This is a genomic window from Streptomyces sp. NPDC088725 (genome assembly GCF_044751305.1).
GTDB lineage: Bacteria > Actinomycetota > Actinomycetes > Streptomycetales > Streptomycetaceae > Streptomyces.
On record NZ_JBIVLO010000002.1, the window covers coordinates 314739 to 340364 of the forward strand.

At 71.9% G+C, this 25626-nt stretch carries 25 protein-coding genes and 1 riboswitch; of the genes, 12 read left to right on the plus strand and 13 right to left on the minus strand.

Annotation, left to right across the window (positions count from 1 at the left end; translation table 11 throughout):
- Positions 1-94 precede the first annotated feature (94 nt).
- Complete coding sequence (locus ACIP6N_RS05305) at positions 95-1276, minus strand: NAD(P)/FAD-dependent oxidoreductase (protein WP_401813499.1); 1182 nt, start codon at positions 1274-1276, stop codon at positions 95-97.
- Between the two features lie 160 nt (positions 1277-1436).
- Positions 1437-1550: riboswitch (TPP riboswitch) on the plus strand.
- Between ACIP6N_RS05305 and thiO the strand changes: the two genes are divergently transcribed.
- The 6 genes from thiO (at position 1548) to bfr (ending at position 7521) form a co-directional block, all read left to right on the plus strand.
- On the plus strand, positions 1548-2840 hold the full coding sequence (gene thiO / locus ACIP6N_RS05310; RefSeq protein ID WP_401813040.1) for a glycine oxidase ThiO: 1293 nt from the start codon (positions 1548-1550) through the stop codon (positions 2838-2840). Its footprint overlaps the riboswitch before it by 3 nt.
- Positions 2837-3076 (plus strand): sulfur carrier protein ThiS, encoded by a 240-nt coding sequence (gene thiS / locus ACIP6N_RS05315; RefSeq protein ID WP_401813041.1) that lies wholly within the window; start codon positions 2837-2839, stop codon positions 3074-3076. The genes thiO and thiS overlap by 4 nt, the downstream gene beginning before the upstream one ends.
- A gap of 5 nt (positions 3077-3081) precedes the next feature.
- Positions 3082-3897, plus strand: coding sequence for a thiazole synthase (locus ACIP6N_RS05320; RefSeq protein WP_401813043.1), 816 nt, complete (start codon positions 3082-3084; stop codon positions 3895-3897).
- Between the two features lie 97 nt (positions 3898-3994).
- Positions 3995-5929 carry a Stk1 family PASTA domain-containing Ser/Thr kinase gene (gene pknB, locus ACIP6N_RS05325; protein WP_401813044.1) on the plus strand — a complete coding sequence of 645 codons (1935 nt, stop codon included), beginning with the start codon at positions 3995-3997 and terminating at the stop codon, positions 5927-5929.
- Positions 5930-5935: 6 nt separating this feature from the next.
- Entirely contained in the window at positions 5936-6790 is an 855-nt protein-coding gene (locus tag ACIP6N_RS05330; protein WP_401813046.1) for a deoxyribonuclease IV, read from the plus strand.
- A 251-nt stretch (positions 6791-7041) separates the two neighbouring features.
- Positions 7042-7521: a bacterioferritin gene (gene bfr / locus ACIP6N_RS05335; RefSeq protein WP_401813048.1), complete on the plus strand. Its 480-nt coding sequence runs from the start codon at positions 7042-7044 to the stop codon at positions 7519-7521.
- Between the two features lie 20 nt (positions 7522-7541).
- On the opposite strand, the gene ACIP6N_RS05340 is transcribed toward bfr, so the two are convergent.
- Both ACIP6N_RS05340 and ACIP6N_RS05345 read right to left on the minus strand, forming a co-directional pair.
- Positions 7542-7799, minus strand: a complete 258-nt coding sequence (locus ACIP6N_RS05340; protein WP_401813049.1) for a bacterioferritin-associated ferredoxin — start codon at positions 7797-7799, stop codon at positions 7542-7544.
- A gap of 220 nt (positions 7800-8019) precedes the next feature.
- Positions 8020-9372 carry a class II 3-deoxy-7-phosphoheptulonate synthase gene (locus tag ACIP6N_RS05345; RefSeq protein WP_401813051.1) on the minus strand — a complete coding sequence of 451 codons (1353 nt, stop codon included), beginning with the start codon at positions 9370-9372 and terminating at the stop codon, positions 8020-8022.
- Between the two features lie 82 nt (positions 9373-9454).
- On the opposite strand from ACIP6N_RS05345, the gene ACIP6N_RS05350 reads away from it, so the two are divergent.
- Complete coding sequence (locus ACIP6N_RS05350) at positions 9455-9511, plus strand: trp operon leader peptide (protein WP_370748118.1); 57 nt, start codon at positions 9455-9457, stop codon at positions 9509-9511.
- Positions 9512-9619: 108 nt separating this feature from the next.
- A complete protein-coding gene (locus ACIP6N_RS05355; RefSeq protein WP_401813052.1) occupies positions 9620-11608 on the plus strand; it encodes an anthranilate synthase family protein in 1989 nt (662 codons plus the stop codon).
- 27 nt (positions 11609-11635) lie between these two features.
- Here the strand turns inward: ACIP6N_RS05355 and ACIP6N_RS05360 are convergent, their stop codons facing one another.
- The 3 genes from ACIP6N_RS05360 to ACIP6N_RS05370 are packed head-to-tail and all read right to left on the minus strand — an operon-like array spanning position 11636 to position 14365.
- Positions 11636-12328: a response regulator gene (locus ACIP6N_RS05360; protein WP_401813053.1), complete on the minus strand. Its 693-nt coding sequence runs from the start codon at positions 12326-12328 to the stop codon at positions 11636-11638.
- Positions 12325-13560, minus strand: a complete 1236-nt coding sequence (gene macS, locus ACIP6N_RS05365) for a MacS family sensor histidine kinase (RefSeq protein WP_401813055.1) — start codon at positions 13558-13560, stop codon at positions 12325-12327. The genes ACIP6N_RS05360 and macS overlap by 4 nt, the downstream gene beginning before the upstream one ends.
- 52 nt (positions 13561-13612) lie before the next feature.
- Positions 13613-14365 (minus strand): lysophospholipid acyltransferase family protein, encoded by a 753-nt coding sequence (locus tag ACIP6N_RS05370; RefSeq protein ID WP_401813057.1) that lies wholly within the window; start codon positions 14363-14365, stop codon positions 13613-13615.
- A 146-nt stretch (positions 14366-14511) separates the two neighbouring features.
- Here ACIP6N_RS05370 and ACIP6N_RS05375 point away from each other — a divergent pair, with 146 nt between their 5' ends.
- Both ACIP6N_RS05375 and ACIP6N_RS05380 read left to right on the plus strand, forming a co-directional pair.
- A complete protein-coding gene (locus tag ACIP6N_RS05375; RefSeq protein WP_401813058.1) occupies positions 14512-15291 on the plus strand; it encodes an alpha/beta hydrolase in 780 nt (259 codons plus the stop codon).
- Positions 15284-15934, plus strand: a complete 651-nt coding sequence (locus tag ACIP6N_RS05380) for a hypothetical protein (RefSeq protein ID WP_401813060.1) — start codon at positions 15284-15286, stop codon at positions 15932-15934. Before ACIP6N_RS05375 ends, ACIP6N_RS05380 begins: the two co-directional genes overlap by 8 nt.
- A 33-nt stretch (positions 15935-15967) precedes the next feature.
- On the opposite strand, the gene ACIP6N_RS05385 is transcribed toward ACIP6N_RS05380, so the two are convergent.
- The 6 genes from ACIP6N_RS05385 to ACIP6N_RS05410 all read right to left on the minus strand — a co-directional run bounded on the left by ACIP6N_RS05385 (position 15968) and on the right by ACIP6N_RS05410 (position 21265).
- Positions 15968-16723, minus strand: coding sequence for an endonuclease/exonuclease/phosphatase family protein (locus ACIP6N_RS05385; RefSeq protein WP_401813062.1), 756 nt, complete (start codon positions 16721-16723; stop codon positions 15968-15970).
- Positions 16724-16901: 178 nt separating this feature from the next.
- Positions 16902-17843 carry an ROK family glucokinase gene (locus tag ACIP6N_RS05390; RefSeq protein WP_401813064.1) on the minus strand — a complete coding sequence of 314 codons (942 nt, stop codon included), beginning with the start codon at positions 17841-17843 and terminating at the stop codon, positions 16902-16904.
- Between the two features lie 63 nt (positions 17844-17906).
- Entirely contained in the window at positions 17907-18452 is a 546-nt protein-coding gene (locus ACIP6N_RS05395; protein WP_401813066.1) for a DUF5304 domain-containing protein, read from the minus strand.
- Positions 18453-18674: 222 nt separating this feature from the next.
- A complete protein-coding gene (locus tag ACIP6N_RS05400) occupies positions 18675-19979 on the minus strand; it encodes an ArsA family ATPase (protein WP_401813068.1) in 1305 nt (434 codons plus the stop codon).
- A 5-nt stretch (positions 19980-19984) separates the two neighbouring features.
- Positions 19985-20452, minus strand: coding sequence for an SRPBCC family protein (locus ACIP6N_RS05405; protein WP_401813070.1), 468 nt, complete (start codon positions 20450-20452; stop codon positions 19985-19987).
- 57 nt (positions 20453-20509) lie between these two features.
- Complete coding sequence (locus tag ACIP6N_RS05410) at positions 20510-21265, minus strand: metallophosphoesterase (protein WP_401813501.1); 756 nt, start codon at positions 21263-21265, stop codon at positions 20510-20512.
- Positions 21266-21572: 307 nt separating this feature from the next.
- Between ACIP6N_RS05410 and ACIP6N_RS05415 the strand changes: the two genes are divergently transcribed.
- Both ACIP6N_RS05415 and ACIP6N_RS05420 read left to right on the plus strand, forming a co-directional pair.
- Positions 21573-23369, plus strand: a complete 1797-nt coding sequence (locus ACIP6N_RS05415; RefSeq protein WP_401813072.1) for an AMP-dependent synthetase/ligase — start codon at positions 21573-21575, stop codon at positions 23367-23369.
- Between the two features lie 444 nt (positions 23370-23813).
- On the plus strand, positions 23814-23939 hold the full coding sequence (locus ACIP6N_RS05420; protein WP_401813074.1) for a hypothetical protein: 126 nt from the start codon (positions 23814-23816) through the stop codon (positions 23937-23939).
- Positions 23940-24467: 528 nt separating this feature from the next.
- Here the strand turns inward: ACIP6N_RS05420 and ACIP6N_RS05425 are convergent.
- Positions 24468-25622, minus strand: coding sequence for a glycosyltransferase family 4 protein (locus ACIP6N_RS05425; protein ID WP_401813075.1), 1155 nt, complete (start codon positions 25620-25622; stop codon positions 24468-24470).
- Positions 25623-25626 lie beyond the last annotated feature (4 nt).

Sequence of the window (25626 nt, forward strand, 5' to 3'; positions counted from 1 at the left end):
CCTGCCATCCCGGACTGACAGACGGTACCCGGAACCGGGCGGCGTGCCCCTCATGGACCTCGCCGTTCCCCTCGCGGAAGGGCCGGAGAACGCTTCAGGACGGCTGGAGAACGGACTTCCGCAGCGGTACGGAGGCGTCGGCGGCCAGCTCCGGATCCAGTCGCGCCCCGGCCTCGATCAGCTTGCGTCCCTGGGCCAGATCGCGGGGCCTGCCCACGGCCAGCAGCGCGACCAGAGCGCCTTCCCGCAGCCACACCACCGACCAGGCGGCGCCCTCCGGGTCGCCGCGCCACACCAGCCGGTCGGCCCCCGCGTGGTGCCCCGCGTACTGCACGAAGCGGCCGAACTGCTCGGACCAGAAGTACGGGACCGGGTCGTAGACCGCCTCGCCCTCACCCGCGATCAGGGCGGCGACCGTACGGGGTCCCTGCAGGGCGTTGTCCCAGTGGTGCACGAGCAGCCGTTCGCCGTAGCGCGCGGAAGGGAAGGACGCGCAGTCGCCGACGGCGTACACGTCGGGCAGCGAGGCGCGCAGCTTCTCGTCCGCGGCGATCGCGCCGTCGGGGCCGAGGCCGATCCCGGAGCCGGCCAGCCAGCCGGTGGCGGGGCGGGCCCCGATGCCGACGACCACCGCTTCAGCCGCCAGTTCGCGCCCGTCCGCGAGGAGCACCGAGCCGGGCCGCACGCCCGCCACGCGCGTGCCGGTCAGCAGTTCGGCGCCGCTCTGCGCGTACCAGTGCGCCATCGGAGCGGTGACCTCGGCGGGCAGCGCGCCCGCGAGCGGCCGGTCCGCGGCCTCGACCACGGTCACGGCGCAGCCGGCCTCGCGGGCGGCCGTCGCGAACTCCGCGCCGATCCAGCCCGCGCCGACGATCACGATGTCCTGCCGCCGCGCGAGCACCGGGCGCAGCCGCTCGGCGTCGTCCAGCGTGCGCAGCGGGTGGACGCCGTCCGCCGCGGCGGTTTCCGAGCCGGGCATCGTGATGGGTTCGGCGCCGCAGGCGATGACGAGGATGTCGTACGGGACGGGCGGGCCTGCCGCGGTGTCCAGCTCACGTTCCCCGGGGCGCAGCGCGGTGACTTCGACGCCGAGCCTCAGCTCGACGGAGAGCGCGTCGAAGTCGATGTCGAAGGTGGAGTGCTCCGCCGTGCCGAGCAGCAGCGCCTTGGAGAGCGGCGGCCGGTCGTAGGGCGGGTGCGGTTCCGCGCCGATCAGGGTGATCGGGCCCCGGTGCCCGCGCTCGCGCAGGGCCACCGCGGTCTGCACCCCCGCCATGCCCGCGCCGACGATGACGACGCGCCACTGTTCCGTCTCTGTCCGCTGCTCGCTCACCCGCTCACCTTAAACAGCTGACGCCCTGTCAGGGAACGGTGGTTCCCCGCCCCCGCGCCGTCGCCTTACCGGGCGGCGGGAGCGGACGCTAGTCTGGCGCGGGAAACTACCTCGCGGGAGCCCGGACGCACCGGGCTGAGAGGGAGGCCGACGCAGCCTCCGACCGTACGAACCTGATCCGGGTCATGCCGGCGAAGGGAGGGGCTGGACGCCCATGCAGTCATCTCGTCCAACCAGTCAGTCATCCGGTCATCGTTCCGGTCAGCCATCCGCTCATCCGCCCGGTCAGCCGTCCGAGCGGCCCTCGGGCTCCGACGTCCTGATCATCGGTGGCGGGATCGTCGGCCTGGTCACGGCGTGGCGTGCGGCGCAGCGCGGGCTGCGTACCGCCGTCGCCGATCCGCTTCCCGGCGGCGGCGCCGCGCAGGTCGCGGCCGGCATGCTCGCCGCCGTCACCGAACTCCACTACGGCGAGCAGACGCTGCTCGGGCTCAACCTGGCCTCCGTACAGCGCTATCCGGACTTCGTCACGGAGCTGGAGGAGGCGAGCGGCCGGGGGACCGGCTATCGCGCGTGCGGCACGCTCGCCGTGGCGCTGGACGCGGACGACCGCGCCCAGCTGCGTGAACTGCACGTCCTCCAGCAGGGTTCCGGTCTGACGTCCGACTGGCTCACGGGGCGCGAGTGCCGCCGTCTGGAGCCGATGCTCGCGCCGGGCGTGCGCGGGGGCCTGCGGGTCGAGGGCGACCATCAGATCGATCCGCGCAGGCTGTCCGCCGCCCTGCTGACCGCGTGCGAACGGGCCGGGGTGGTCTTCCACCGCGCCTGGGCCGACCGGCTGTCGGTGGTACGCGGCCGGGCGGCCGGTGCCGTGCTGGCCGGCGGGCGGCAGGTCCACGCGGACCAGGTGGTGCTGGCGGGCGGCAGTCGCAGCGGCGGGCTCGCGGGCGTGCCCGCCGAAGTCCTGCCGCCGGTACGGCCGGTCAAGGGGCAGATCCTGCGGCTGACGATGCCTCCCGGGCGCCCGCCGTTCCTGTCCAGGACCGTGCGGGCCGTGGTGCGGGGCAGCCAGATCTACCTCGTACCGCGCGAGAACGGCGAGCTGGTCGTCGGCGCCACCACGGAGGAACTGGGCTGGGACACCACGGTCACGGCGGGCGGGGTGTACGGACTGCTGCGGGACGCGCACGAGTTGGTCCCCGGCATCACCGAACTGCCGCTCACCGAGACCCGGGCGGGACTGCGTCCGGGATCGCCCGACAACGCGCCCCTGCTCGGTCCCACGGCGCTGCCGGGACTGCATCTGGCCACCGGCCACCACCGCAACGGCGTGCTCCTCGCCCCCGTCACGGGCGAGGTGATGGCCACGGTGCTGACCACCGGCGAACTTCCCGAGGTGGCCCGCTCCTTCACCCCTCTGCGCTTTCCCACAGCCACAGGCCACCTCCCCACAGGCCCCGCCACCGCAGGCCCCGCCGCCTCCGTACGTCAGGAGCAGCCCGTATGAACCCCGTCGGTCCCACGGACGGCGCCGCCGTCACCGTCACCGTCTCCGTGAACGGAGAGCCGCACGCGCTCGCCCCGGCGACCACGCTCGACGTCCTGGTCGCCGCCCTGACCCCCGCGCCCTCGGGTGTCGCCGCCGCCGTCAACGAGACGGTGGTCCCGCGCACCCGGTGGCAGGGCACCGTCCTCGGGGACGGCGACCGGGTCGAAGTCCTCACCGCCGTCCAGGGAGGCTGAGCACCATGGCCGACGACACGCTCGTCATCGCCGGCACCGGGTTCACCTCCCGGCTGATCATGGGGACGGGCGGAGCGCCCAGCCCCGACGTCCTGGAACGGTCCCTGGCCGCCTCAGGCACCGAACTCACCACCGTCGCCATGCGGCGCCTCGACCCCGCGGTGCGGGGCTCCGTCCTGTCCGTGCTCACGTCCCTCGGCATCCGCGTCCTGCCCAACACGGCGGGCTGCTTCACCGCCGGCGAGGCGGTCCTCACCGCGCGGCTCGCCCGCGAAGCTCTGGGCACGGACTGGGTCAAGCTGGAGGTCGTCGCCGACGAACGCACGCTGCTGCCCGACCCGATCGAGCTGCTGGACGCGGCGGAGACGCTGGTGGACGACGGGTTCACGGTCCTGCCGTACACGAACGACGATCCGGTGCTCGCCAGGAAACTGGAGGACGTGGGCTGCGCGGCGATCATGCCGCTCGGCTCACCGATCGGCTCCGGCCTCGGCATCCGCAACCCGCACAACTTCCAGCTGATCGTGGAACAGGCGCGCGTGCCGGTCGTCCTGGACGCGGGCGCGGGCACCGCGTCGGACGCCGCGCTCGCCATGGAACTGGGGTGCGCGGCCGTGATGCTGGCCTCCGCCGTCACCCGTGCGCGGGAGCCGGTACTGATGGCCGAGGCGATGCGGCACGCGGTGGAGGCCGGCCGCCTCGCCCACCGCGCGGGCCGTATCCCGCGCCGCCACTTCGCGACGGCGTCGTCCCCGGCGGAGGGCCTGGCGGCACTGGATCCCGAGCGGCCCGCGTTCTCTCCGGCGGGCGGCGGCGAGTAGCGGCGAGTACCGGGTGGTGTCACAGCTCGGCTGCGGAACGGGTACCGGTTCACCCCGGGTATGCGGACGCGCCGCGCGCGGCTCGTAGACTCGGCGCGTGGATACGACCCTCAAGGACCCGATTGTCGGGCAGGTGCTCGACGGCCGCTACCGCGTCGACGCCCGCATCGCCGTCGGCGGGATGGCCACGGTCTACCGGGCGGTCGACACCCGGCTCGACCGTGTCCTGGCGCTCAAGGTGATGCATCCCGCCCTCGCGGCGGACGCCACCTTCGTGGAGCGCTTCATCCGTGAGGCGAAATCCGTGGCGCGCCTGTCGCACCCCAATGTGGTCGGCGTCTTCGACCAGGGCGCACAGGGCGCGTACGTCTATCTGGCGATGGAATACGTGGACGGATGCACGCTCCGCGACGTGCTGCGGCAGCGCGGCGCACTCCCGGCGCGGGCCGCGCTGGACATCCTGGAGCCGGTGCTCGCCGCGCTCGGCGCCGCACACCGCGCCGGCTTCGTCCACCGGGACATGAAGCCGGAGAACGTGTTGATAGGGGATGACGGCCGGGTCAAGGTCGCCGACTTCGGTCTCGTACGGGGCGTCGGTGACGTCACGAACACCACGGGCACGGTCCTCGGTACGGTGTCCTACCTCGCGCCCGAGCAGATCGAGGCCGGCACGTCCGACACCCGGGTGGATGTGTACGCCTGCGGGGTCGTTCTCTACGAAATGCTGACCGGCGCCAAGCCGCACACCGGTGACACCACCGCGCAGATCCTCTACCGGCATCTGAACGAGGACGTGCCCCCGCCGTCCGCCGCCGTCCCCGGACTCGCCGCGGGTCTGGACGACCTGGTCGCGGCGGCCACGGCCCGTCATCCCGACGTACGTCCGCGCGACGCGGTGGCGCTGCTCGCGCTGGTCCGCGAGACCCGCGCGGCGCTCGACGACGCGCAGCTGGACGCCGTACCGCCGCAGGCCAGGGAGGACAGCCCGGGCGGGTCCTCTCCTGAGGGCCGTACGACGGTGCTTCCGCAGCTCCTGCCCGCCGTGACGGCGGAGCTGGACACACCTGTGCCGCAGCACACCAGCCGGCTGGAGATGGTGCCGCCGGACGAGCCGCCCACGCACCGCCTGCCGGTCTCCCCCGACCGCCGCAGGCGCGGGCTCATCGCGATGGTCGTCGGTGTCCTGCTGGTGTTCGGGGCGGGCGCCGGGGTCTGGTACATCAACTCCGGCCAGTTCACGCGCGTCCCGGCGCTGCTCGGCCAGAGCGAGCAGCGCGCGAAGGACCGTCTGGCCGACGCCGGTCTCGACATGCGCACGAGCCGAGGCTTCAGCGACACCTTCGAGCGCGGCACGGTCATGAGCAGCGATCCCGGGCCGCGCACCCGGGTCAGGGGCCGCGGTCCCGTGACCGTCGTCATCTCGCGTGGGCCGGAGATCGTGCACGTCCCCGACCTGGTGGGCAGGTCCTTCGCCGAGGCGGACGCCGCGCTGAAGAAGGCCGGGCTGGCCGCCGGGGTCGTCACCCGGACGTTCGACGAGGACGTGGAGCAGTCCGCCGTGATCAGCGCGAAGCCGGAGGCGGGAACCGCCGTACGGCCGGACTCCGCGGTGGCACTGGTCGTGAGCAAGGGCAGCCCGATCGACCTGCCGGATGTGACGGGCGAGTCCGCGGACGACGCCACCGCCGAGCTGGAAGATCTCGGACTGAAGGTCACGATCGCGCCGACCCGGGTGAGTTCGCCCGAGGACGCGGGCAACGTGGCCAAGCAGTCCCGGGCGGAGGGCTCCCAGCTGGCCGGGGGCGACGGCATCACGCTGACGCTGTCCAAGGGACCCCGGCAGCTCGACGTTCCCGATGTCACGGGACTGCGGCTGCCCGCGGCGAAGGCCAGGCTCGAAGCGGCGGGCTTCGCGGTCGAGGTCGACCGCGCCTTCCCGTTCCTGGACAACACCGTCACCGAACAGTCCGTGAAGGCCGGTGAACAGGCCCCCGAGGGCAGCACCATCACGCTCAAGACCAAGGGACTCTGATTTTTCATGCGCAACCCCGTCGGCGGCCATGTCCCCGTGGCCGGCGGCCTCGCCACGACCGGCCTGGCCTACGCACGTGAGCTGGGCGCGGAGACCGTCCAGGTCTTCGCCGCCAATCCGCGCGGCTGGGCGACGCCCGCCGGGAACCCGGCGCAGGACGAGCGGTTCCTCGCGGAGTGCGCGGCCGAGGGCATCCCGGCGTACGTGCACGCCCCGTACCTGATCAACTTCGGGTCGAGCACCGAGGCGACCGCCGAGAAGTCGGTGGTCTCCCTGCGGCACAGCCTGCGCCGGGGCCGGGAGACAGGCGCGCTCGGCGTCGTCGTCCACACGGGCTCGGCGACCGGCGGCCGTTCCCGCGAGACGGCGCTCGCGCAGGTACGGGAGCGGATGCTGCCGCTGCTGGACGAGCTGACGCACGACGACGATCCGTATCTGCTGCTGGAGTCGACCGCCGGCCAGGGCTCCTCGCTCTGCTCACGGACCTGGGACTTCGGCCCGTACTTCGACGCGCTCGACTCCCATCCCAAGCTGGGCATCTGCCTGGACACCTGTCACATCTTCGCGGCCGGGCACGACCTCACGGGCCCGCACGGGATGCGGCAGACGCTCGATCTGCTGGTGGAGACGGTCGGCGAGGGGCGGCTCAAGCTGATCCACGCCAACGACTCGAAGGACGTGGCGGGCGCGCACAAGGACCGGCACGAGAACATCGGCGCGGGCCACATCGGCGAGGAGCCGTTCCGTGAGCTGTTCACGCACCCGGCGACCGCCGGTGTGCCGCTGGTGATCGAGACTCCGGGCGGCAGGGAAGGACACGCGGCGGACGTGGAGCGGCTGAAGAAGCTGCGCGACGGCTGACGCCACCGGGCGCGGGGCTGTCACAACGCGGGGCGGGTCACAGCACGGGGCTGTCACAACGGGGCCGGTCACAGCACGGGCTGTCACCGCACGGGGCCGGTCGCGGCTCCGGGCCGTCGCCGGGCACTCCTGGGAGAACCGACCCTCACCAATACGGACAAGTCATACTAAGCGTGCACTTACTGGACGGCCTCCGGGTGCGGTGCGAAGATGCGGCCACTTGCCCAGTCCCGCCCCGGAAGGAGCCTGCGATGCAGGGCGACCCTGAGGTCCTCGAATTCCTCAACGAACAGCTGACGGCCGAGCTGACCGCGATCAACCAGTACTTTCTGCACGCGAAGATGCAGGAGAACTTCGGCTGGACGAAGCTCGCGAAGTACACCCGCACCGAGTCGTTCGACGAGATGAAGCACGCGGAACTGCTGACCGACCGGATCCTCTTCCTGGAGGGACTGCCGAACTACCAGCGGCTCTTCCATGTGCGCGTCGGCCAGACGGTCACCGAGATGTTCCGGGCGGACCGCGAGGTCGAGGTGGAGGCCATCGACCGGCTCAAGCGCGGTATCGATGTGATGCGGGGCAAGGGTGACCACACGTCCAAGGGCATCTTCGAGTCGATCCTGGAGGACGAGGAGCATCACATCGACTATCTCGACACGCAGTTGGAGCTGGTGGAGAAGCTGGGTGAAGCGCTCTACATCGCCCAGGTGATCGAGCAGCCCGACAGCTAGAGCACCTTCGCGGCCCGCAACTAAGCGGCTTCCTCAAGGCCGGCGGGCGCCTGGGCCCGGACCTGCGCCACCTGCCCGAACGCCGAGGTCCCCTGGTCCAGCAGCTCACGGCGCGGGCAGCCGCCCCGGCCGAGAAGCGACTGGATACGGCGTACGCACGAGCCGCAGTCCGTGCCGGCCTTGCTGACCGAGGCTATCTGGCGCGGCGTGCACGCCCCCGCATCCGCGTGTTCCCTGACCTGCTGCTCGGTGATCCCGAAGCACGAGCACACGTACACGCGGGTTCACCTCCGGACGAGATCAGACGGGTTCAGACGGAATTCAGACAGGACCAGACAGGACCAGGCAGATCGAACGGGATTGCTGGTCGGCGCCACCGCTTCTTGGTGAGGCAAACCTAACCTTACCCACGACCTGCCGCCATTCGAAGCCCGGGTACGCCAGTGGGGCGCGGATCACATCGATCCGCGCCCCACGTCAGCCGTCTGATCAGTACCGCTACTGCGCCCGGTACATCTCCGCGACCAGGAACGCCAGGTCCAGCGACTGGCTGCGGTTGAGGCGCGGGTCGCAGGCCGTCTCGTAGCGCTGGTGCAGATCGTCCACGAAGATCTCGTCGCCGCCGCCCACGCACTCCGTGACGTCGTCGCCGGTCAGCTCGACGTGGATGCCGCCCGGGTGGGTGCCGAGGGTCTTGTGGACCTCGAAGAAGCCCTTCACCTCGTCCAGCACGTCGTCGAAGCGCCGGGTCTTGTGTCCCGAGGCCGCCTCGAAGGTGTTGCCGTGCATCGGGTCGCAGATCCACGCGACCTGCGCGCCGGACGCCGTGACCTTCTCGACCAGCTCGGGGAGCTTGTCCCTGACCTTGTCCGCGCCCATCCGGACGATGAAGGTCAGCCGGCCGGGCTCCCGCTCGGGGTCGAGGCGGTCGACGTAGCTCAGCGCCTCGTCCACGGTGGTCGTGGGGCCGAGCTTGATGCCGATGGGGTTGCTGATCCGCGAGGCGAACTCGATGTGCGCGCCGTCCAGCTGGCGGGTGCGCTCACCGATCCAGACCATGTGGCCCGAGACGTCGTACAGCTTGCCGGTCCGCGAGTCGACGCGGGTCAGCGCCGACTCGTAGTCCAGCAGCAGCGCCTCGTGCGAGGAGAAGAACTCGACGGTACGGAACTCCGCCGGGTCGGTGCCCGCCGCCTTCATGAAGTTCAGCGCGTTGTCGATCTCGCGCGCCAGCTGCTCGTAGCGCTGCCCGGAGGGGGACGACTTCACGAAGTCCTGGTTCCAGGCGTGCACCTGGCGCAGGTCGGCGTAGCCGCCGGTGGTGAAGGCGCGGACCAGGTTCAGCGTCGCGGCCGACGCGTGGTACATCCGCTTGAGACGTTCCGGGTCGGGGATCCGGTCCTTCTCGTTGAAGGCGAAGCCGTTGACCGAGTCGCCCCGGTACGTCGGCAGGGTCACGCCGTCGCGGGTCTCGGTGCCCTTGGAGCGCGGCTTGGAGTACTGCCCGGCGATCCGGCCCACCTTCACCACGGGCACGGACGCCGCGTACGTGAGGACCGCGCCCATCTGGAGCAGCGTCTTCAGCTTGTTGCGGATGTGCTCGGCGGAGACGGCGTCGAAGGCCTCCGCGCAGTCGCCGCCCTGGAGCAGGAACGCCTCGCCCCTGGCGACCGCCCCCATCCGGGTGCGCAGCTGGTCGCATTCGCCCGCGAAGACGAGCGGCGGGTACGACTCCAGCTCGGCCACGACCTCGCGCAGCGCTTCCCGGTCGGGATACTCCGGCTGCTGGGCAGCGGGAAGATCGTGCCAGGACGGCACAGGGGTCGCGGGGTTCTCAGCGTTCACTGTCACACAGCCAGGCTACGGGGTCCCGGGCGGTGGGACGGCTCCGGCTCACACTGTGGAACGCCGCGTGTGCGCTATGGTTCCTCGCATGTTCGCGCTTTCGAATCAGACCTGGTGGTGGACCGCTCGTCCGGCGGCCCACTGATTCAGCGCGCACCACGAATCGCGAAGGCCGCCCGAGGGGCGGCCTTCGGTGTTTCCGGGCCGGGCCCGGGGAAGCGGGCCGTTCCTCCCTCTCCGGAAGGAACCGCCCATGCCTCCCCTGCCGCTCACCCCCGACGTACCGTCCGCCGGGACGGCGCCCCTCGACAGACTGCTCGCCCGTCTCGGGGACGGTGACGGCCCGCCCTTCGCGCTCCTGCGCCGGCGCACCCCCGGGCGCGACCACGAGACCGTGGAACTCCTCACCGGTTCCGTGCGCGAGGTCCGGCGGCTCGCCGACCTCCCCGTCGGCGACAGTCCCGTGCTCGCCCTGGTGCCGTACCGGCAGATCAGGGAGCGCGGTTTCGACGTACGGGACGACGGGACACCGCTGTCGGTACTCGTCGCGGACGAGACGTACGAACTGCCCCTGACCGAGGCCGTCGGCCGGCTGACCGCCCACGGCGTACGGGTCGAGGGCGGCGCGTTCGACATCGGCGACGAGCGGTACGCGGACATCGTGCGGCGGGTGATCCGCGACGAGATCGGCCGGGGCGAGGGCGCGAACTTCGTCATCCGGCGGACCTTCGAGGCCCGTGTCCCCGGCTTCCGCGCGGCCGACGCCCTCGCTCTCTTCCGTCGGCTGCTCGTCGCGGAGCGCGGCGCGTACTGGACCTTCGTGGTGCACACCGGGGAGCGCACGCTGGTCGGCGCCAGCCCTGAGGTGCATGTGCGGATGAGCGGCGGGACCGTCGTGATGAACCCGATCAGCGGGACGTTCCGCTACCCGCCGGAGGGGCCGGCTCCGGAGGCACTGCTCGCCTTCCTCGGCGACCGCAAGGAGACCGAGGAGCTTTCCATGGTCGTGGACGAGGAGCTGAAGATGATGTGCGCCGTCGGCGACCGGGGCGGGGTGGTGATCGGCCCCAGGCTCAAGGAGATGTCCCATCTCGCCCATACGGAGTACGAGTTGCGGGGCCGGTCCTCGCTCGATGTGCGCGAGGTGCTGAAGGAGACGATGTTCGCGGCGACCGTCACGGGATCACCCGTACAGAACGCCTGCCGGGTCATCGAGCGCCACGAGACGGGCGGACGCGGCTACTACGGGGGCGCGCTCGCGCTCATCGGCCGGGACAGCGGCGGCGCGCAGACCCTCGACTCCCCCATCCTGATCCGCACCGCCGACATCGACCGTGACGGCGGGCTGCGGGTCGCGGTCGGAGCCACTCTCGTACGCCACTCCGACCCGGCGGGCGAGGTCGCGGAGACGCATGCCAAGGCGGCGGGTGTGCTGGCCGCCCTGGGTGTACGGGCCGGGCGCCCGCGCACGGAGGCCGGCCGCCCCCGGCTGGCAGACGATCCGCGGGTGCGGGCCGCGCTGGACGCCAGGCGCGCGGACCTCGCACCGTTCTGGCTGAGGATGCGCACCGAGCCCGCGCCCCTCACCGGGCACGCGCTGGTCGTGGACGGCGAGGACACCTTCACCGCGATGCTCGCCCACCTGCTGCGCGCCTCGGGCCTGGAGGTGACGGTACGGCGCTACGACGAGCCGGGCCTGCGAGCGGCGGCGCTCGCGCACGAAGGCCCGGTGGTGCTCGGTCCCGGCCCCGGCGATCCGGCGGACGCGGACGATCCGAAGATGCGGCTGCTGCGCGCGCTCGCGGCCGGGCTGATCCGCGAGGGGCGCCACGGCGTGCTCGGTGTCTGCCTCGGCCATGAGCTGATCGCCGCCGAACTGGGTCTGGAGACCGTACGCAAGCAGGTGCCGTACCAGGGCGCGCAGACGAGGATCAGTCTCTTCGGGCGACCGGAGACCGTCGGCTTCTACAACAGCTTCACGGCGCGCTGCGACGACGAGACCGCCGTCGAACTGGCCGCGCACGGTGTGGAGGTGAGCCGCGAGCCGGAGACCGGTGAGGTGCACGCGCTGCGCGGGCCCGGTTTCGCCTCGGTGCAGTTCCACCCGGAGTCCGTACTGACGCTGAACGGCCCGGCCGTCGTCGCCGGGCTGCTCGCCGGGGTGCGGGACGGCGTACGGGACGGGATGCGGGACGGCAGCCGTACGGGTTCGCGGGGCGCGGGGGCGGCCGGCCGGGCGTGACGCCGGCCCCGGCAGCCGGCCAGCCGCTCAGATGTCGTCGAGACCGCGCTCGATCGCGTACCGCACCAGCTCGACGCGGTTGTGCAGTTGCAGCTTGCCGAGGGTGTTCTGCACGTGGTTCTGCACGGTGCGGTGCGAGATGACCAGCCGTTCGGCGATCTGCTTGTACGAGAGCCCCTTGGCGACCAGCCGCAGCACCTCGGTCTCGCGCTCGGTGAGCCGGGGCGCGCCCGGCTCACCGGAGGCGGCCGGCGCGGGGTCGGAAGCGAGCCTGCGGTACTCACCGAGCACCAGGCCCGCGAGGCCCGCTGTGAAGACCGGATCGCCGGCCGCCGTGCGGCGCACCGCGTCGATCAGCTCGTCCGTACTGGCCGACTTGAGGAGGTAGCCGGTGGCCCCCGACTTCACCGCTTCGAGTACGTCGGCGTGCTCACCGCTCGCGGAGAGCACCAGGACCCGCGGCGCGGGATCGGAGCCGACCAGTTCCTTGCAGACCTGGACGCCCGGTATGCCCGGCAGGTTCAGGTCGAGGACGAGCACCTGCGGGACGGCGGCCCGCGCGCGGCGCACCGCCTGCGGCCCGTCGCCCGCCGTCGCGACCACCTCGAACCCGGCCTCGCCCAGATCGCGGGCGACCGCGTCCCGCCACATCGGGTGGTCGTCGACCACCATCACCCTGATCGGGCGCCGCGGTTCGCTCCGCTCGCCGTGCTCGGTCATCGTGCTGCCTTCCCCCGTGGAGGTTTCGGTCGTGGAACCTTCAATTCGACCTCGGTACCCTGACCCGGCACCGAGATCAGTTCGGCCGTGCCGCCCAGTTCGCGCAGCCGGCCGCGGATCGAGAGGGCGACACCGAGGCGGCCCTCGCCCTCCGCCCGGGCGAGCCGGCCCCCGGGGATGCCAGGGCCGTCGTCCCGTACGGTCACGATCACCTCGTGCGGCCAGTCCTCGACCAGGATCCAGGCCCGCGCGTCCGCTCCCGCGTGCCGGGTGACATTGTCCAGGGCGGCACTGACAGCGGCCGCCAGTTCCCGGGCGGCGGCGGGCGGGAGCAGGACGGGGGCGCCCGGTTCCGCGAAGGTGACCTTGGAGCCCGCGTACGGCGCGAGCAGCGAGCGCAGATCGACCGGCCCCTGATCGGCGGCGGGCCCGTCCGGTCCGCCGCCCGACCCGGCGGTACCGGCCACGTCGCCGCCGGCCGCGTCCTGGGAGGCGCGCGTGGCGGGCACGAGTCCGCCGGCGACGAGGGTGCGCAGCGCGACCTCCTGCTCCCCCGCCATCCGTCCCAGTTCGCCGGCCTCGCCGCCCAGTGCCGTGCCGCGCCGCTGCACCATGGCGAGCACCTGGAGCACGCTGTCGTGGATGCCGCGGGCCAGCCGTTCCCGTTCGCGGGTGGCGGCCTCGATCTCCAGGGCGCGGGCGAGGGTGCGCTCGGAGGCGCGGGCGACCTCCACGACGTATCCGATGCCGATGGAGGCGACCCAGACGAGCAGGACGTTGTGGAACGTGTCCCTGCTGGGGTCGCCGCGCTCGACGAGGTTGGCGGCGGCGACGAACGAGGAAGCGACGCAGGCCAGCCGCCAGCCGCCCTTGATGGCGAAGGCCAGGACGGCGCCCGCGGTCCATATCGACGGCAGGGTGGATCCGTCGGCGGTCCGTGCCTGGAGGTCGGCGAGCGGGGTGAGCAGGATCCCGGTGAGTGCGACGGTGAGATCGCCGATCAGGAAGCCCCGGGTGCAGCTGGCGGCGCCGGCCACCTTGGGGAGGGTCGCGAGCGTCCAGACGGCGAGGACCGCGAGATACGCGACGGCGACCGCGGGGCGCTCGAACGTGTGGCGCTCGTAGACGAAGAGGGCGACCGCGTAGACCATGGTGAGCACGCGGTAGGCCATCAGCGCCCGCCAGAGCGGCTGCTCGACGGACATCCTCACGACACGCTCACGCTCGGCCATGGCCCCCCGTTCTTCCGGGCCGTTCCCTGTCTCGTGGTCTTCCGGCCGTTCCCTACCTCTCGGTGCCCGTGTCCTTGCCGTCGGCGCGCGCGGCACCGTCCTTCGCGGCGTCCGCCTTCGCCTCGTCGGCGATCCTGCGCTTGGCGGCCGTCGCGTAGATGTCCACGTACTCCTGGCCCGAGAGCTTCATGATCTCGTACATGACCTGGTCGGTCAGCGACCGCAGGATGAAGCGGTCGCCCTCCATGCCCTGGTAACGGCTGAAGTCCAGGGGCTTGCCGATCCTTATCCCCGGGCGCATCAGCTTGGGCACGACCTTGCCGGGCGGCTGGATCTTCTCCGTGTCGATCATCGCCACCGGGATCACGGGCGCGCCCGTGGCGAGCGCGACGCGCGCCAGGCCGCCCGGCTTGCCGCGGTAGAGGCGGCCGTCCGGCGAGCGGGTGCCCTCGGGGTAGATACCGAAGAGTTCACCGCTCTCCACGACCTTGATGCCGCTGGCGATCGCCGCCTCGCCCGCGCCCCGGCCTCCGGAACGGTCCACGGGCAGCTGTCCGACGCCCTTGAAGAAGGCCGCGGTGAGCGCGCCCTTGACGCCGGGCGAGGTGAAGTACTCCGCCTTGGCGATGAAGGTGACCTTGCGGTCGAGCACGGCCGGCAGGAAGAACGAGTCGGAGAACGAGAGGTGGTTGCTCGCCAGGATCGCCGGGCCCTCGGCCGGGATGTTCTCGATGCCCTCCACCCAGGGCCTGAAGGCAAGCTTCAGCGAGCCTCCGATGGAGAACTTCATTGCACCGTAGATCAACTCGACTTCCTCCTGTGATGTCCGCCCGACCATAACGTGTGACGCCTGCCCAGTCGTCGGTGGATCTGGTCGGTGTCGGTCCGGTCGCGTACGGTGAAGTACCACCTTTCGGAGCCCCGCGAACATTCACGAACAGGAGACCCCTGGTGCCGGTCCTGCCTGGAGCCGAGCCGTACCGCCATGACGGCGGTGAGGTCGGCGTCCTTCTCTGTCACGGATTCACCGGCTGCCCGCAGTCGCTGCGTCCCTGGGCCGAGTATCTGGCCGCGCGCGGTCTCTCCGTCTCCCTGCCCCTGTTGCCGGGACACGGCACCCGCTGGCAGGACATGCAGGTCACGGGCTGGCAGGACTGGTACGCGGAGGTCGACAGGGCGCTGTGGGAACTGCGGGAGCGGTGCGAGCAGGTCTTCGTCTTCGGGCTCTCGATGGGCGGGACGCTCGCGCTGCGGCTGGCGGCGAAGCACGGCAGGGCCGTCAGCGGGGTGGTGGTGGTCAATCCCGCGATCAAGCTGCGCGGCGCGGCGGCGCGCGCCCTGCCGCTCGTGCGGCATCTGGTCCCGTCGGTGCGCGGGATCGCGAACGACATCGCCAAGCAGGGCAGCGAGGAGCTGGGCTACGGCAGGGTGCCGCTGCAGGCCGCGTACTCGATGACCGCACTCTTCCGGATCGTGGACACGGCGCTGCCGCAGGTCACCCAGCCACTGCTGTTGCTGCACAGCCCGCAGGACCATGTCGCGTCGCCGGAGGACTCGGCCCGGATCCTCTCCCGTGTCTCCTCGACGGATGTCCGGGAGGTTTTGCTGGAACAGAGCTACCACGTGGCGACGTTGGACCATGACGCGGAGCTGATTTTCGAGGAGAGTCACGCGTTCATCGGTCGGCTCGCTCCGAGTGTCGGGAAGAAGGGGAACACCACCGGTGGCTGAGCATGACGCGGACCGTGAGCCGCAGCCGATCGACGAGGACGCGGCCTGGGCGGCGATCGTCGCCGGGTACGGGGAGGAGCCGGCGGATCCGCCGGGCGCGAAGCCCTTCAAGTCGGTGGACGGTCTCGCCGTGCTGGAAGGCGCACGGAATTCGACAGCGCCGGACGGGGACGCGGACGTGACGTCGGATCCGGCCTCGGCTCAGGAGCGGGACGCCGAGGACGGCCCCGAGAACGGCTCGGAGGACTCCGCCGGGGCCACCTCCGAGGAGGGGAAGCCGGTGACGGCCGGCTCCGCCGGGCTGGGCACCTCGGTGGTCTTCGCACCCGGTGTCGGCGGCCCGCGCGACTACTCACCGCCGGAGGCCCGGGACGACGACTTCGACGACGATGACGAGGGCCACTTCGTACCGCCGGAGCCGCCGTCCCTGCCCGAGTCCGACGTCACGGCGAAGTTCGCCTGGCTCGGGGTCGCCGGGGGCCCGGTGCTGATGCTGGTCGCCGTCCTGCTCCAGTGGGACATGACGTGGTGGCTCACGACGGTCTGCATCGGCGGGTTCCTGGGCGGCTTCGCCACGCTGGTGGCCCGGATGCAGCATGACGACGACGAGACGGACGACCCGGGCCGCGGCGCGGTGGTGTAGCAGGTCCAGGCAGGACCCGTACGCGGGCCCGCGTCACGAGGACGCGGGCACCCGCAGCGCGGCCAGCACCGGCAGGTGGTCCGTGGCCGCTCTCAGGTCGCGCTCGCTGATGCCGGGCAGGCCGCTGGGCACTCCGCAGCCGAGCACGTCGATGCCCTGGCTCGCGAAGACCGCGTCGATGCGCCGCTCAGGCAGCGCGGGCGTCCAGGTGTGTTCGCCGCCCCAGGGCTTCGCCGTCCAGCAGTCCTGGAGCCGTTCGGCCAGCAGCCGGAAACTGCGGCCGGTGGGGCGGTCGTTGAGGTCGCCGGCCGCGATGGTGTGCGGTACGTCCATGGCCGCGAGACGGTCGAGCGCCATCCCCGCCTGTGCGTAACGCTCATCGCCGTTCAGGCTCAGATGGCAGCACAGCAACCCCATCCTGGCGCGTCCGAACCGTACGACGGCGGTCGCGAACCCGCGCCGGTGGAGGCCGGGGGTGAGCGGCAGCAGGACGTCCTCGGTACGCTCCACGGTCGCGCGCAGCGAGCACAGCAGCAGCGGGCCCGCCGCGGTGGCGCCGCCGCTGAGCACCACCAGGTCCGTCTGCCTGGCCAGCCAGGCGGCGCGCTTGCGCCAGCGGAAGAACCGCGGTGCCTCCTGGATGAACACCAGGTCGGGCGCGCAGGCCCGGATCACCCGGGCCAGCGCCTCGCGGTCGTCGCGCATCGAGCGGATGTTGTAGCTGAGTACGCGGATCACGGCCGAACCGTCCGGCTCGGTACGGGAGTCGGGCAGTGAGTGGATCACCATGCCGACAAGATACGGGACGCCGTGCGGAGCGCCCGACCGGGCTGTGCCACGGGCCCGGCAGAGCTGTGCCCGCCGCCCGAGCGGGCTGTGGACCGGGCCCGGCACGGCTGTACCACCCGCACGGCACAGCTGTGCCCGCCGCGCCCTGAACCGGGTGCGGCGGGCACAGTCGTACGGATCAGCCCTGTCGCGCCAGGTCCGCCGCGCCGACCAGGCCTGCCTGGCCGCCCAGTTGGGCGGCGAGCACCTGGGCGTGCGGACGCCACTCGCCGCCGATCAGCCAGCGCCGGAAGGACTTGCGGATCGGGTCGAGGACCAACTCGCCCTCGTCCGACACACCTCCGCCGACGATGAACGCGGACGGGTCGAAGAGCGACGCCAGGTCGGCGAGACCCGCGCCCGCCCAACGGGCCAGCTCGCGGAAGGAGTCGATGGCGACCGGGTCGCCGTCACGGGCCGCGGCGCTGATGTGCCTGCCCTCGATGCCGTCCGGGGTGCCGTCGCCGAGGCCCAGCAGCGTCGCCGCGTTCTCCGGGGTCGCGTTGGCGCGCTGGCGCGCGTACCTGACGAGGGCCCGGCCGGACGCGTACTGCTCCCAGCAGCCCTGGCTGCCGCAGCCGCACAGCAGGCCGTCGGGGACGACCCGGATGTGCCCGAACTCGGCGGCCACACCGAAGCGTCCGCGCCGCAGCTTGTTGCCGATGATGATGCCGCCGCCGAGGCCGGTGCCGAGCGTGATGCAGATGACGTCGTCGTGGCCCTGCCCGGCTCCGAACCTGTACTCGCCCCAGGCCGCCGCGTTGGCGTCGTTCTCGACGACCACGGGCAGGCCGACGCGCTGCTCGACCTTGTCCTTGAGCGGTTCGTGGCGCCAGTTGATGTTCGGCGCGAACAGCACGGTGGCGCGCTTGTCGTCGACGTAACCGGCGGCGCCGATGCCCACCGCCTCGATCGTGTGTCCGGCCCCGGCGCCCGAGACCGCGGCGCAGATCGCGTCGACGATGCCTTCGGCGGTCGACGGCGTGGGCACCTTGTGCATGTCCCGGATGGTGCCCTCTTCGTCGACCACGCCGGCCGCGATCTTCGTGCCGCCGATGTCGACGCCGATGGTGAGTCCCATGTGTCCCTCAGATTTCAATCGAGCGCTAGGGCCCAACCGTACCCGAGGGCAGGCCACCGGCCGTCAGTCCAGGTCGATATGACCGTCCGGGCCAGGCCCCTCGTCGCGGGGGTCGGTCGGGTCGTCGGACTTCTTCATGTCGTACGTGCCGCCCGGCTCCGCGTCCGAAGTCCGCGCGGTCCTGCCGGTGTTGCCGGTGTCGCCGGTGTCGTCAGGAGCCGCGTCGCCGGAGGGAGCGCCGGGGCCCTGGGTCCAGCGGCTCTCCTGGTTCTCGACGGCGGTGCGGTACGCGGCGAGAAGCTCGGTCCCGGCGGCCGCGAGATGGTCGAAGACCGCTGGGTTGCGCTCGATGACCGGCTCGACGGCGGCCTTGGCCTGGTTGATGAACTGCTGTACCGCACCCTGTCCGACCATGCCGAGCAGCGGGTTCTGCAGGGAGGAGACCTTGTCGGCGACGGCGTCGACCAGCTTGCGCAGTTCCTCGGCGGCGGAGCCGGGCGGCTGGCCGTACTCCTGGCGGCGGCGGGCCTTCTCCGCCGCCAGATCCTCGGCGGCCGCCGTGGCCCAGGCGTCCGAGTCCGCGTCGGGGCGCTCGCTGGCATCGCTCATGGGGTACTCCTGCGTCTGGGACACGGGGCCTTCCGCCACCGGGGCGGCAAAAGGATTCGTCACTTCGACGGTACCCGAACGCCCGCGAACCGTTCAGTCCGCGCGCGTGGCACTGGCCCGAGATCACCGTGGCCGCCGGCACCGTTCAGTCCGTGCGCGAGGCCGCCCGTACCCGGAGCCCTCGGCCCGCACCCGGCCCCTCGGCGCCCGTGCCCGGGCCGATCAGTCGGTGCGGGGCCAGAGGCCGGGATCCGGCGAGAACCTGACCCGCAGCTCGCCGTCCGTGAGGGCCGCGCCCGTGACCGTGCAGCGGCGCAGAGCCGAGGGCAGCGCGACGATACGGCGGAACGGGCCGACGGTGAGCAGGAGTTCGTCGTCCCTGCGGACCAGCTTGACGTCGCTCTTGACCGCTCCCGGCAGCGGCAGGACCCAGACGAGCAGATCCTCTTCCGCGATCCTGTCCTCCACGCGCCAGGGGGCGGAGGACGGCACCGGCTGCCCGCTGTCCCGTTCCACCGCGAGGCCGTCGCCCTCGGAGAGCCCGCCGCCGGCGGCCGCCCCACCCGCGCCGGCGCCTGCCGCGCCCGCAGCGCCGCTGCCCGTCCCGCCGAAGGCCGTGCAGTCCGATTCCAGGTCCAGCAGGACCAGGTCGCCGACGCCGTGCGGATCCCGGCCCAGATGGCCCACCTCGCACAGGGAGACGCCGTCGGCCGGCCATTCCCCGTACCAGTCCTCCAGGGTCTTCTGCTGCTGCGCCGCCAGGGTCGCGAGCCAGGGGTCGACGGAACCGCGCGGCAGCAGCCTGTTCGCCACGAGGGTGTCCACGCGCAGGCCGAAGAGGGCGGCTCCGGTGCGCGCGGTGCGCAGCGACTCCTGCGCGGCGGGCCCCGGCTCCGCGACCAGCCGCAGCGAGGTCGAGGGGGCCGCGAGCAGCGACTGGACGGCGGCCAGCTCCGCGTCCCGGCGCGCGACGGTCTCGTACAGCCACTGCGAGGGCATCGGCACGCCCGCGAGCTGGGCCATCATCGGGCGCAGCGCGCGGGCCGCCTGCCGTTCGCGCGGTACGAGGCGCCGCAGGTAGCGGCGCAGCTGCTCGGGCAGGGCGAGCAGGGCGAGGGCGTCGCGCAGCGGCGGCAGGTCGACGACGAGGACGTCCCAGTCACCGTCCGAGGCCCGGTGCAGGGCGTGGAGCAGGGCGAACTCCTCGCTGCCCGGGAGTTCGGTGAGTTCCTCGCCCGCCAGCTCGCGGGCGCCGAGCATGGACAGCACGGCGGCCGCGCGCTCCTGGAACGCGAGGAGTTCCGTACGGAAGTGGGCGCCGGTGTCGACGCGCACCGCCCACAGTCCGTCGGTGATCCCGGCCGGTTCCGCGAGGTCGGATCCGGTGGCCGTGCCGAGCAGGTCGTCGGTGGGCTCCGTGGTGAGCAGCAGAGTGCGGTCACCACGCTTGGCCGCGGCCAGCGCGCTGGCGGCGGCGATGGTGGTACGGCCCGCACCGCCGGGGCCGGTGACCAGAACCGTACGCATCGGGCTCAGGCTCCAGTTGCGGATTCGACCCCGGAAGTGGACTCCACGCGCTTCTTCAGGCCGGCCAGGGCGCGGTCGATGATGACCTTCTCCGCCTTGCGCTTGATCATCCCGAGCATCGGGATCTTGACGTCGACGGTCAGCCGGTAGGTGACCTCGGTGTGCGCGCCCCCGGCCAGCGGGACGAGGGTGTACGCACCGTCCAGGGCGCGCAGCATCTGCGACTTCACCAGCGTCCAGCTGACCTCCTGGTCACCGGTCCAGGTGTACGCGAGGGTGTGGTCGTCCTTGATCGCGCCGGCGTCCAGCACCAGCCTGACCTTCTCTGCGCGGCCGCGGGTCCCGGGGTCGAGCACCTCGGCCTCCTTGACCTCACCGGTCCAGTCCGGGTAGCGCTCGAAGTCGGCGATCACGCCCATGACCTCGGACGCTGCCGCCTCGATCGTGATGCTCGAACTGGTGTGCTCCGCCATCGCCGTGCTCCTCTGAGGACTGGGTACGCAGCGTGCAGGCTATCGCGTGCTCACCCCTCACCATTCCAGAGACCAGGGTCGTCCGGTCGACGCGAAGTGGCCCACGTTCACGCACTCCGTGGCGCCGATACGCATCCGGCGGGCCAGCGGCTGATGGACATGGCCGAACAGCGCGTACCGGGGCCTCGTCCTGCGGATGGCGTCCAGCAGGGCGCGGCTGCCCCGCTCGAAGCGGCGGGCGACGGTGTCGTACAGCAGCTCGGGCACGTCGGGCGGGATGTGCGAGCACAGGACGTCGACCTCGCCCAGCGCCTCGACCTTGGCCGCGTACTCCTCGTCGGAGATCTCGAACGGGGTGCGGCTCGGGCTGCTCAGACCACCGCCGACGAAACCGAAGACGCGGCCTGCCAGCTCGACGCGGTCGCCGTCGAGGACGGTGGTACCGGGCCCCGCGTACTCCGGCCAGAGCCCCGGCATGTCGACATTGCCGTAGGTGGCGTACGTCGGTGTGGGGAAGGCCGCGAACAGCTCCTCGTACTGACGGCGCACGGCGCCCTCGATGGCCGCCGCGGGCTCGCCGTCGAGCCCGCCCCACAGCTCGCGGCCGAACTCACGCGCCTCCTCGAACCGGCGCGCGGTGCGCAGCTCCACGATCCGGTCGGCGTTCGCCTCGCCGAAGAGGTCGGGGAAGATGCCGCGCGAGTGGTCCGCGTAGTCAAGGAAGAGAATCAGGTCGCCGAGGCAGATGAGCGCGTCCGCGCCCTCTCCCGCCGTCGCGAGGTCTCGCGCGTTCCCATGTACGTCGCTCACCACGTTGACTCTCATGCCTCCGCCTCCCTTGCCGATCACCCTAGAACGCCGTCCGCGTACTCGGTAGAGGGCGCCGGACCTGCGATTACTTCCCCGGTGTCAGTGGGGTGGACTACTGTGCGCCGAGTACGCGGAAAAACGTGTGACGCAGGAAACATCTGGTCAGGGCCCCCTATCCGTACTGAGTACCGGTGGGTAACGTCCGGGCGGTCCAACCGTGCTCACCCCCACGAGCCCCCGCCCGATCTTGGACCGCAGCCGGTGCGACCCGCGGAGCCGTGGCACCGGCGCCCGATGAGGAGCAGCAGTCTTGCGCGAGTTCAGCCTTCCGGCCCTGTACGAGGTCCCCTCGGACGGCAATCTGACGGATCTCATCCGCCGCAACGCCGATCAGCACCCCGATGTGGCGGTCCTCGGCCGCAAGGTCGCCGGTGCCTGGACCGATGTCACCGCCACGCGGTTCCTCGCCGAGGTGCGCGCGGCGGCCAAGGGCCTGATCGCCGCGGGCATCAGACCGGGTGAGCGGGTCGCGCTGATGTCCCGTACCCGCTTCGAATGGGTGCTGCTGGACTTCGCGATCTGGAGCGCGGGCGCGGTCACCGTCCCCGTGTACGAGACCAGCTCGGCCGAGCAGGTGCAGTGGATCCTCGGCGACTCGGGCGCGGTCGCGGCGATCGTGGAGACCGGCGCGCACGCCGCGTCCGTGGAGTCGGTACGGCACAGCCTGCCGGCCCTGCGCGACGTCTGGCAGCTGGACGGCGGCGGCCTCGACGAACTGACCGCCGCGGGCGCGGAGATCACGGAAGCGGTGGTCGACGAACGTTCGGCGTCGGCGAAGGCCGACGACCCGGCGACGATCGTCTACACCTCGGGCACCACGGGACGCCCCAAGGGCTGCGTCCTCACCCACCGCAGCTTCTTCGCCGAATGCGGCAACGTGGTGGAGCGCCTGAAGCCCCTCTTCCGTACCGGCGAGTGCTCGGTCCTGCTCTTCCTGCCGACCGCGCACGTCTTCGGGCGGCTGGTCGAGGTGGCCTCCGTCATGGCGCCCATCAAGCTGGGCTGCGTACCGGACATCACGAACCTCACCGACGAACTGGCTTCCTTCCGGCCGACGTTGATCCTCGGCGTGCCGCGCGTCTTCGAGAAGGTCTACAACTCGGCACGGGCCAGGGCCCAGGCGGACGGCAAGGGCCGGATCTTCGACAGGGCCGCGGACACGGCGATCGAGTACAGCCGCGCCCTGTCCACTCCGCAGGGCCCGGCCCTGGGCCTCAAGATCAGGCACAAGGTCTTCGACCGCCTCGTCTACAGCAAGCTCCGCGCGGTGCTCGGCGGCCGCGGCGAGTACGCCATCTCCGGCGGCGCCCCGCTGGGCGAGCGGCTCGGGCACTTCTACCGGGGCATCGGCTTCACGGTGCTGGAGGGCTACGGGCTGACGGAGACCTGCGCGGCGACGGCCTTCAATCCGTGGGACCGGCAGAAGATCGGCACGGTCGGCCAGCCGCTGCCGGGCTCGGTCGTCAGGATCGCCGACGACGGCGAGGTCCTGCTGCACGGCGAGCACCTGTTCACGGGCTACTGGAACAACGAGGCGGCGACGGCCGAGGCGCTGGCCGACGCGTGGTTCCACACCGGTGACATCGGCACCCTCGACGAGGACGGCTACCTCGCGATCACCGGCCGCAAGAAGGAAATCCTGGTCACGGCGGGCGGCAAGAACGTCGCACCAGCGGTCATCGAGGACCGCATCCGCTCGCACGCGCTGGTGGCGGAATGCATGGTCGTCGGCGACGGGCGCCCGTTCGTGGGCGCGCTGATCACCCTGGACGACGAGTTCCTGGTCCACTGGGCGGCAGACCACGGCAAGGCCGCCGACGCGACGGCCGCGACGCTGCGGCTCGACCCTGAGCTGGTGGCGGAGGTGCAGCGCGCGGTGGACGAGGGCAACGCGGCGGTGTCGAAGGCGGAGTCGGTACGCAAGTTCCGCATCCTGACGGCGCAGTTCACGGAGGAGGCGGGGCACATCACACCGTCGCTGAAGCTGAAGCGCAACGTGGTGGCGAAGGACTTCGCGGACGAGATCGAGGCGATCTACCAGCGCTGACGGTTCACCGTCCGGCGCGGGGCCGCCGTCCGGCACGGGGCCGCCGTCCGGCGCGGGCGGGGGTGTTGTGCGTGGCGGTTGCGCTGTCCTCGGGTCGCCGGTTCGGCGCGGGTCGGCGTTCGGCCGGGGCGTCTTGCTTGCGGTTGTCGCCGGGTTCCGTGGAGGGGTCATGTCCGCCACTGCATTATTTACGGCGCGCTGACGCACAGTGGGCACCGAACCGGTGGTGTCCGCGCCGCAAAGTAACGCTTTACGTTCTGGACATCACCCCTCCACGGCCCCCTTCCACCCCGCGGACCGCCGGTCACTCAGGTGGCCAGCCCTTGGTATGCCTCCCGGAGGTCCGAGGCTTCGGGGAAGCGTCGCGTCTCGACTGCCTTGACGACTTCCAGTGCGCGCCAGTGATTCGATGGCACGATACGGCCGGACAGTGAGACGTGCTGGGTGTGCGGTGTCCCTGCGGTGCTCTATCTCTTCGCCGGCAGGACGCAATGGTTCACCTGCGTCACCCACCACGGCGCGATAGCCCTGCGCCTGCTGCGCGGCGACTTCACAGGCAGGCCGACGTAGCCCCAGCGCTGCGGACCGCCGGTCGCTCCGGTGGTCGGTGCTCTGGATGGCCCCTTGCGCGCCGATCCACACACAAGATGCACCAACGGGCCGCCCACGACGCCTCACGAGCCCACCCACATCACCCCAGTCACACCCACCCCCACCGGAGAGTGACCAGCGGTCTGGAACGGTGATTGCAGACGGTGCGGGTGGACGCCGAACCGACGCGCCACGACCCCATTCAAATGGTGCGTGCCCCGCAGGGCGAACCAGCCCGGCAGCCTGGGTCAAAGCCGCAGAACAAACGACCTCCCCGGGGGAACCCTCCCCCCCGGTATTCCAGCGGGTCCGGGACGGGAGTCAAGGGTGACCGAAGGTCATCGCGCAGCGATGCGACTTTACGAGCGCCCTTGACGCCCGGCACGGACCCGCCACCATCAAAACCACAGGGGCGGCCCCCGCGCTCACCCCACACACCACCGGCCCACCCCGGTTACCCCTCGCCTGAACCCGCACCCAACACCCCTCAGCAACCAGTGGCGCCCCCTACAACAACTCCCGCAACCGCAAAGCCAAAAGATCCCAGCTCCACTTCTCCGCCACCCACTCCCGGCCCCGCTCGCCCATCCGTTCCCGCAGGCCCGGGTCCTCCAGCAGGGTCACGATCCGGTCCGCCGTCTCTCGTGCCGCCAGGGCCGGGGGGCCGCCGTGGACGACCCAGCCCGTCTCGCCGTCGCGTACCGCGTCGGGCGCGCCTCCCGAGTCGCCCGCGACCACCGGGAGGCCCGTCGCCGACGCCTCCAGGTAGACGATGCCCAGGCCCTCGACGTCGAGGCCGCCGCGGCGGGTTCGGCACGGCATGGCGAAGACGTCGCCCGCGCCGTGGTGGGCCGGGAGTTCCGACCAGGGGACGGGGCCCGTGAAGTGGACGGAGTCCGCGACGCCGACCGAGTGGGCCAGCCGGCGCAGGTCCTTCTCGTACGGGCCGCCGCCCACGATCAGCAGTACCGCGTCCGGGACACGCGCCAGGATCGCCGGCATCGCGTGGATCAGGGTGTCCTGGCCCTTGCGCGGCACCAGCCGCGAGACGCAGACGACGACGGGTCGCTTCGTGAGACCGAGCCGCTCGCGTACGGCCTGGCCCCCCGAACCGGGGTGGAAGGTCTTCTCGTCGACGCCCGGCGGCAGTTGGACCATGCGGGCCGCCGCCTCGGGGGTCAGCGCGGGGGCGATGCGGGAGCGTGTGTACTCGCCGAGGTAGGTGATCGTGTCCGTGCCCTCGCCGATGCGCCGCAGCAGTGGGCGCGCGCCGGGCAGCTGCGCCCAGCCCGCCTCGTGGCCGTGCGTCGTGGCCACCAGGCGCCGCGCGCCCGCGCGGCGCAGCGCGGGGGCCATCAGGCCGAGCGGGGCCGCCGCGCCGAACCAGACGGACTCGCAGCCGTGCTCGCGCAGCAGCTGGACCGCGCGCCGGGTGACGCGTGGGGTCGGCAGCAGCATGGTCGTACGGTCGCGTACGACGGTGAACGGCTGCTCCGCGTCGAACGCGGCCGTCGCCGCCGCGCCTTCGCTGCCGCGCTTCCAGGTCGAGGCGTAGACCACCAGCCTGCTGGGGTCCAGGCGCAGCGCCATGTTGTGCAGGAACGACTGGATCCCGCCGGGCCTGGGCGGGAAGTCATTGGTCACGATCAGGGTCTTGTGCATCGCC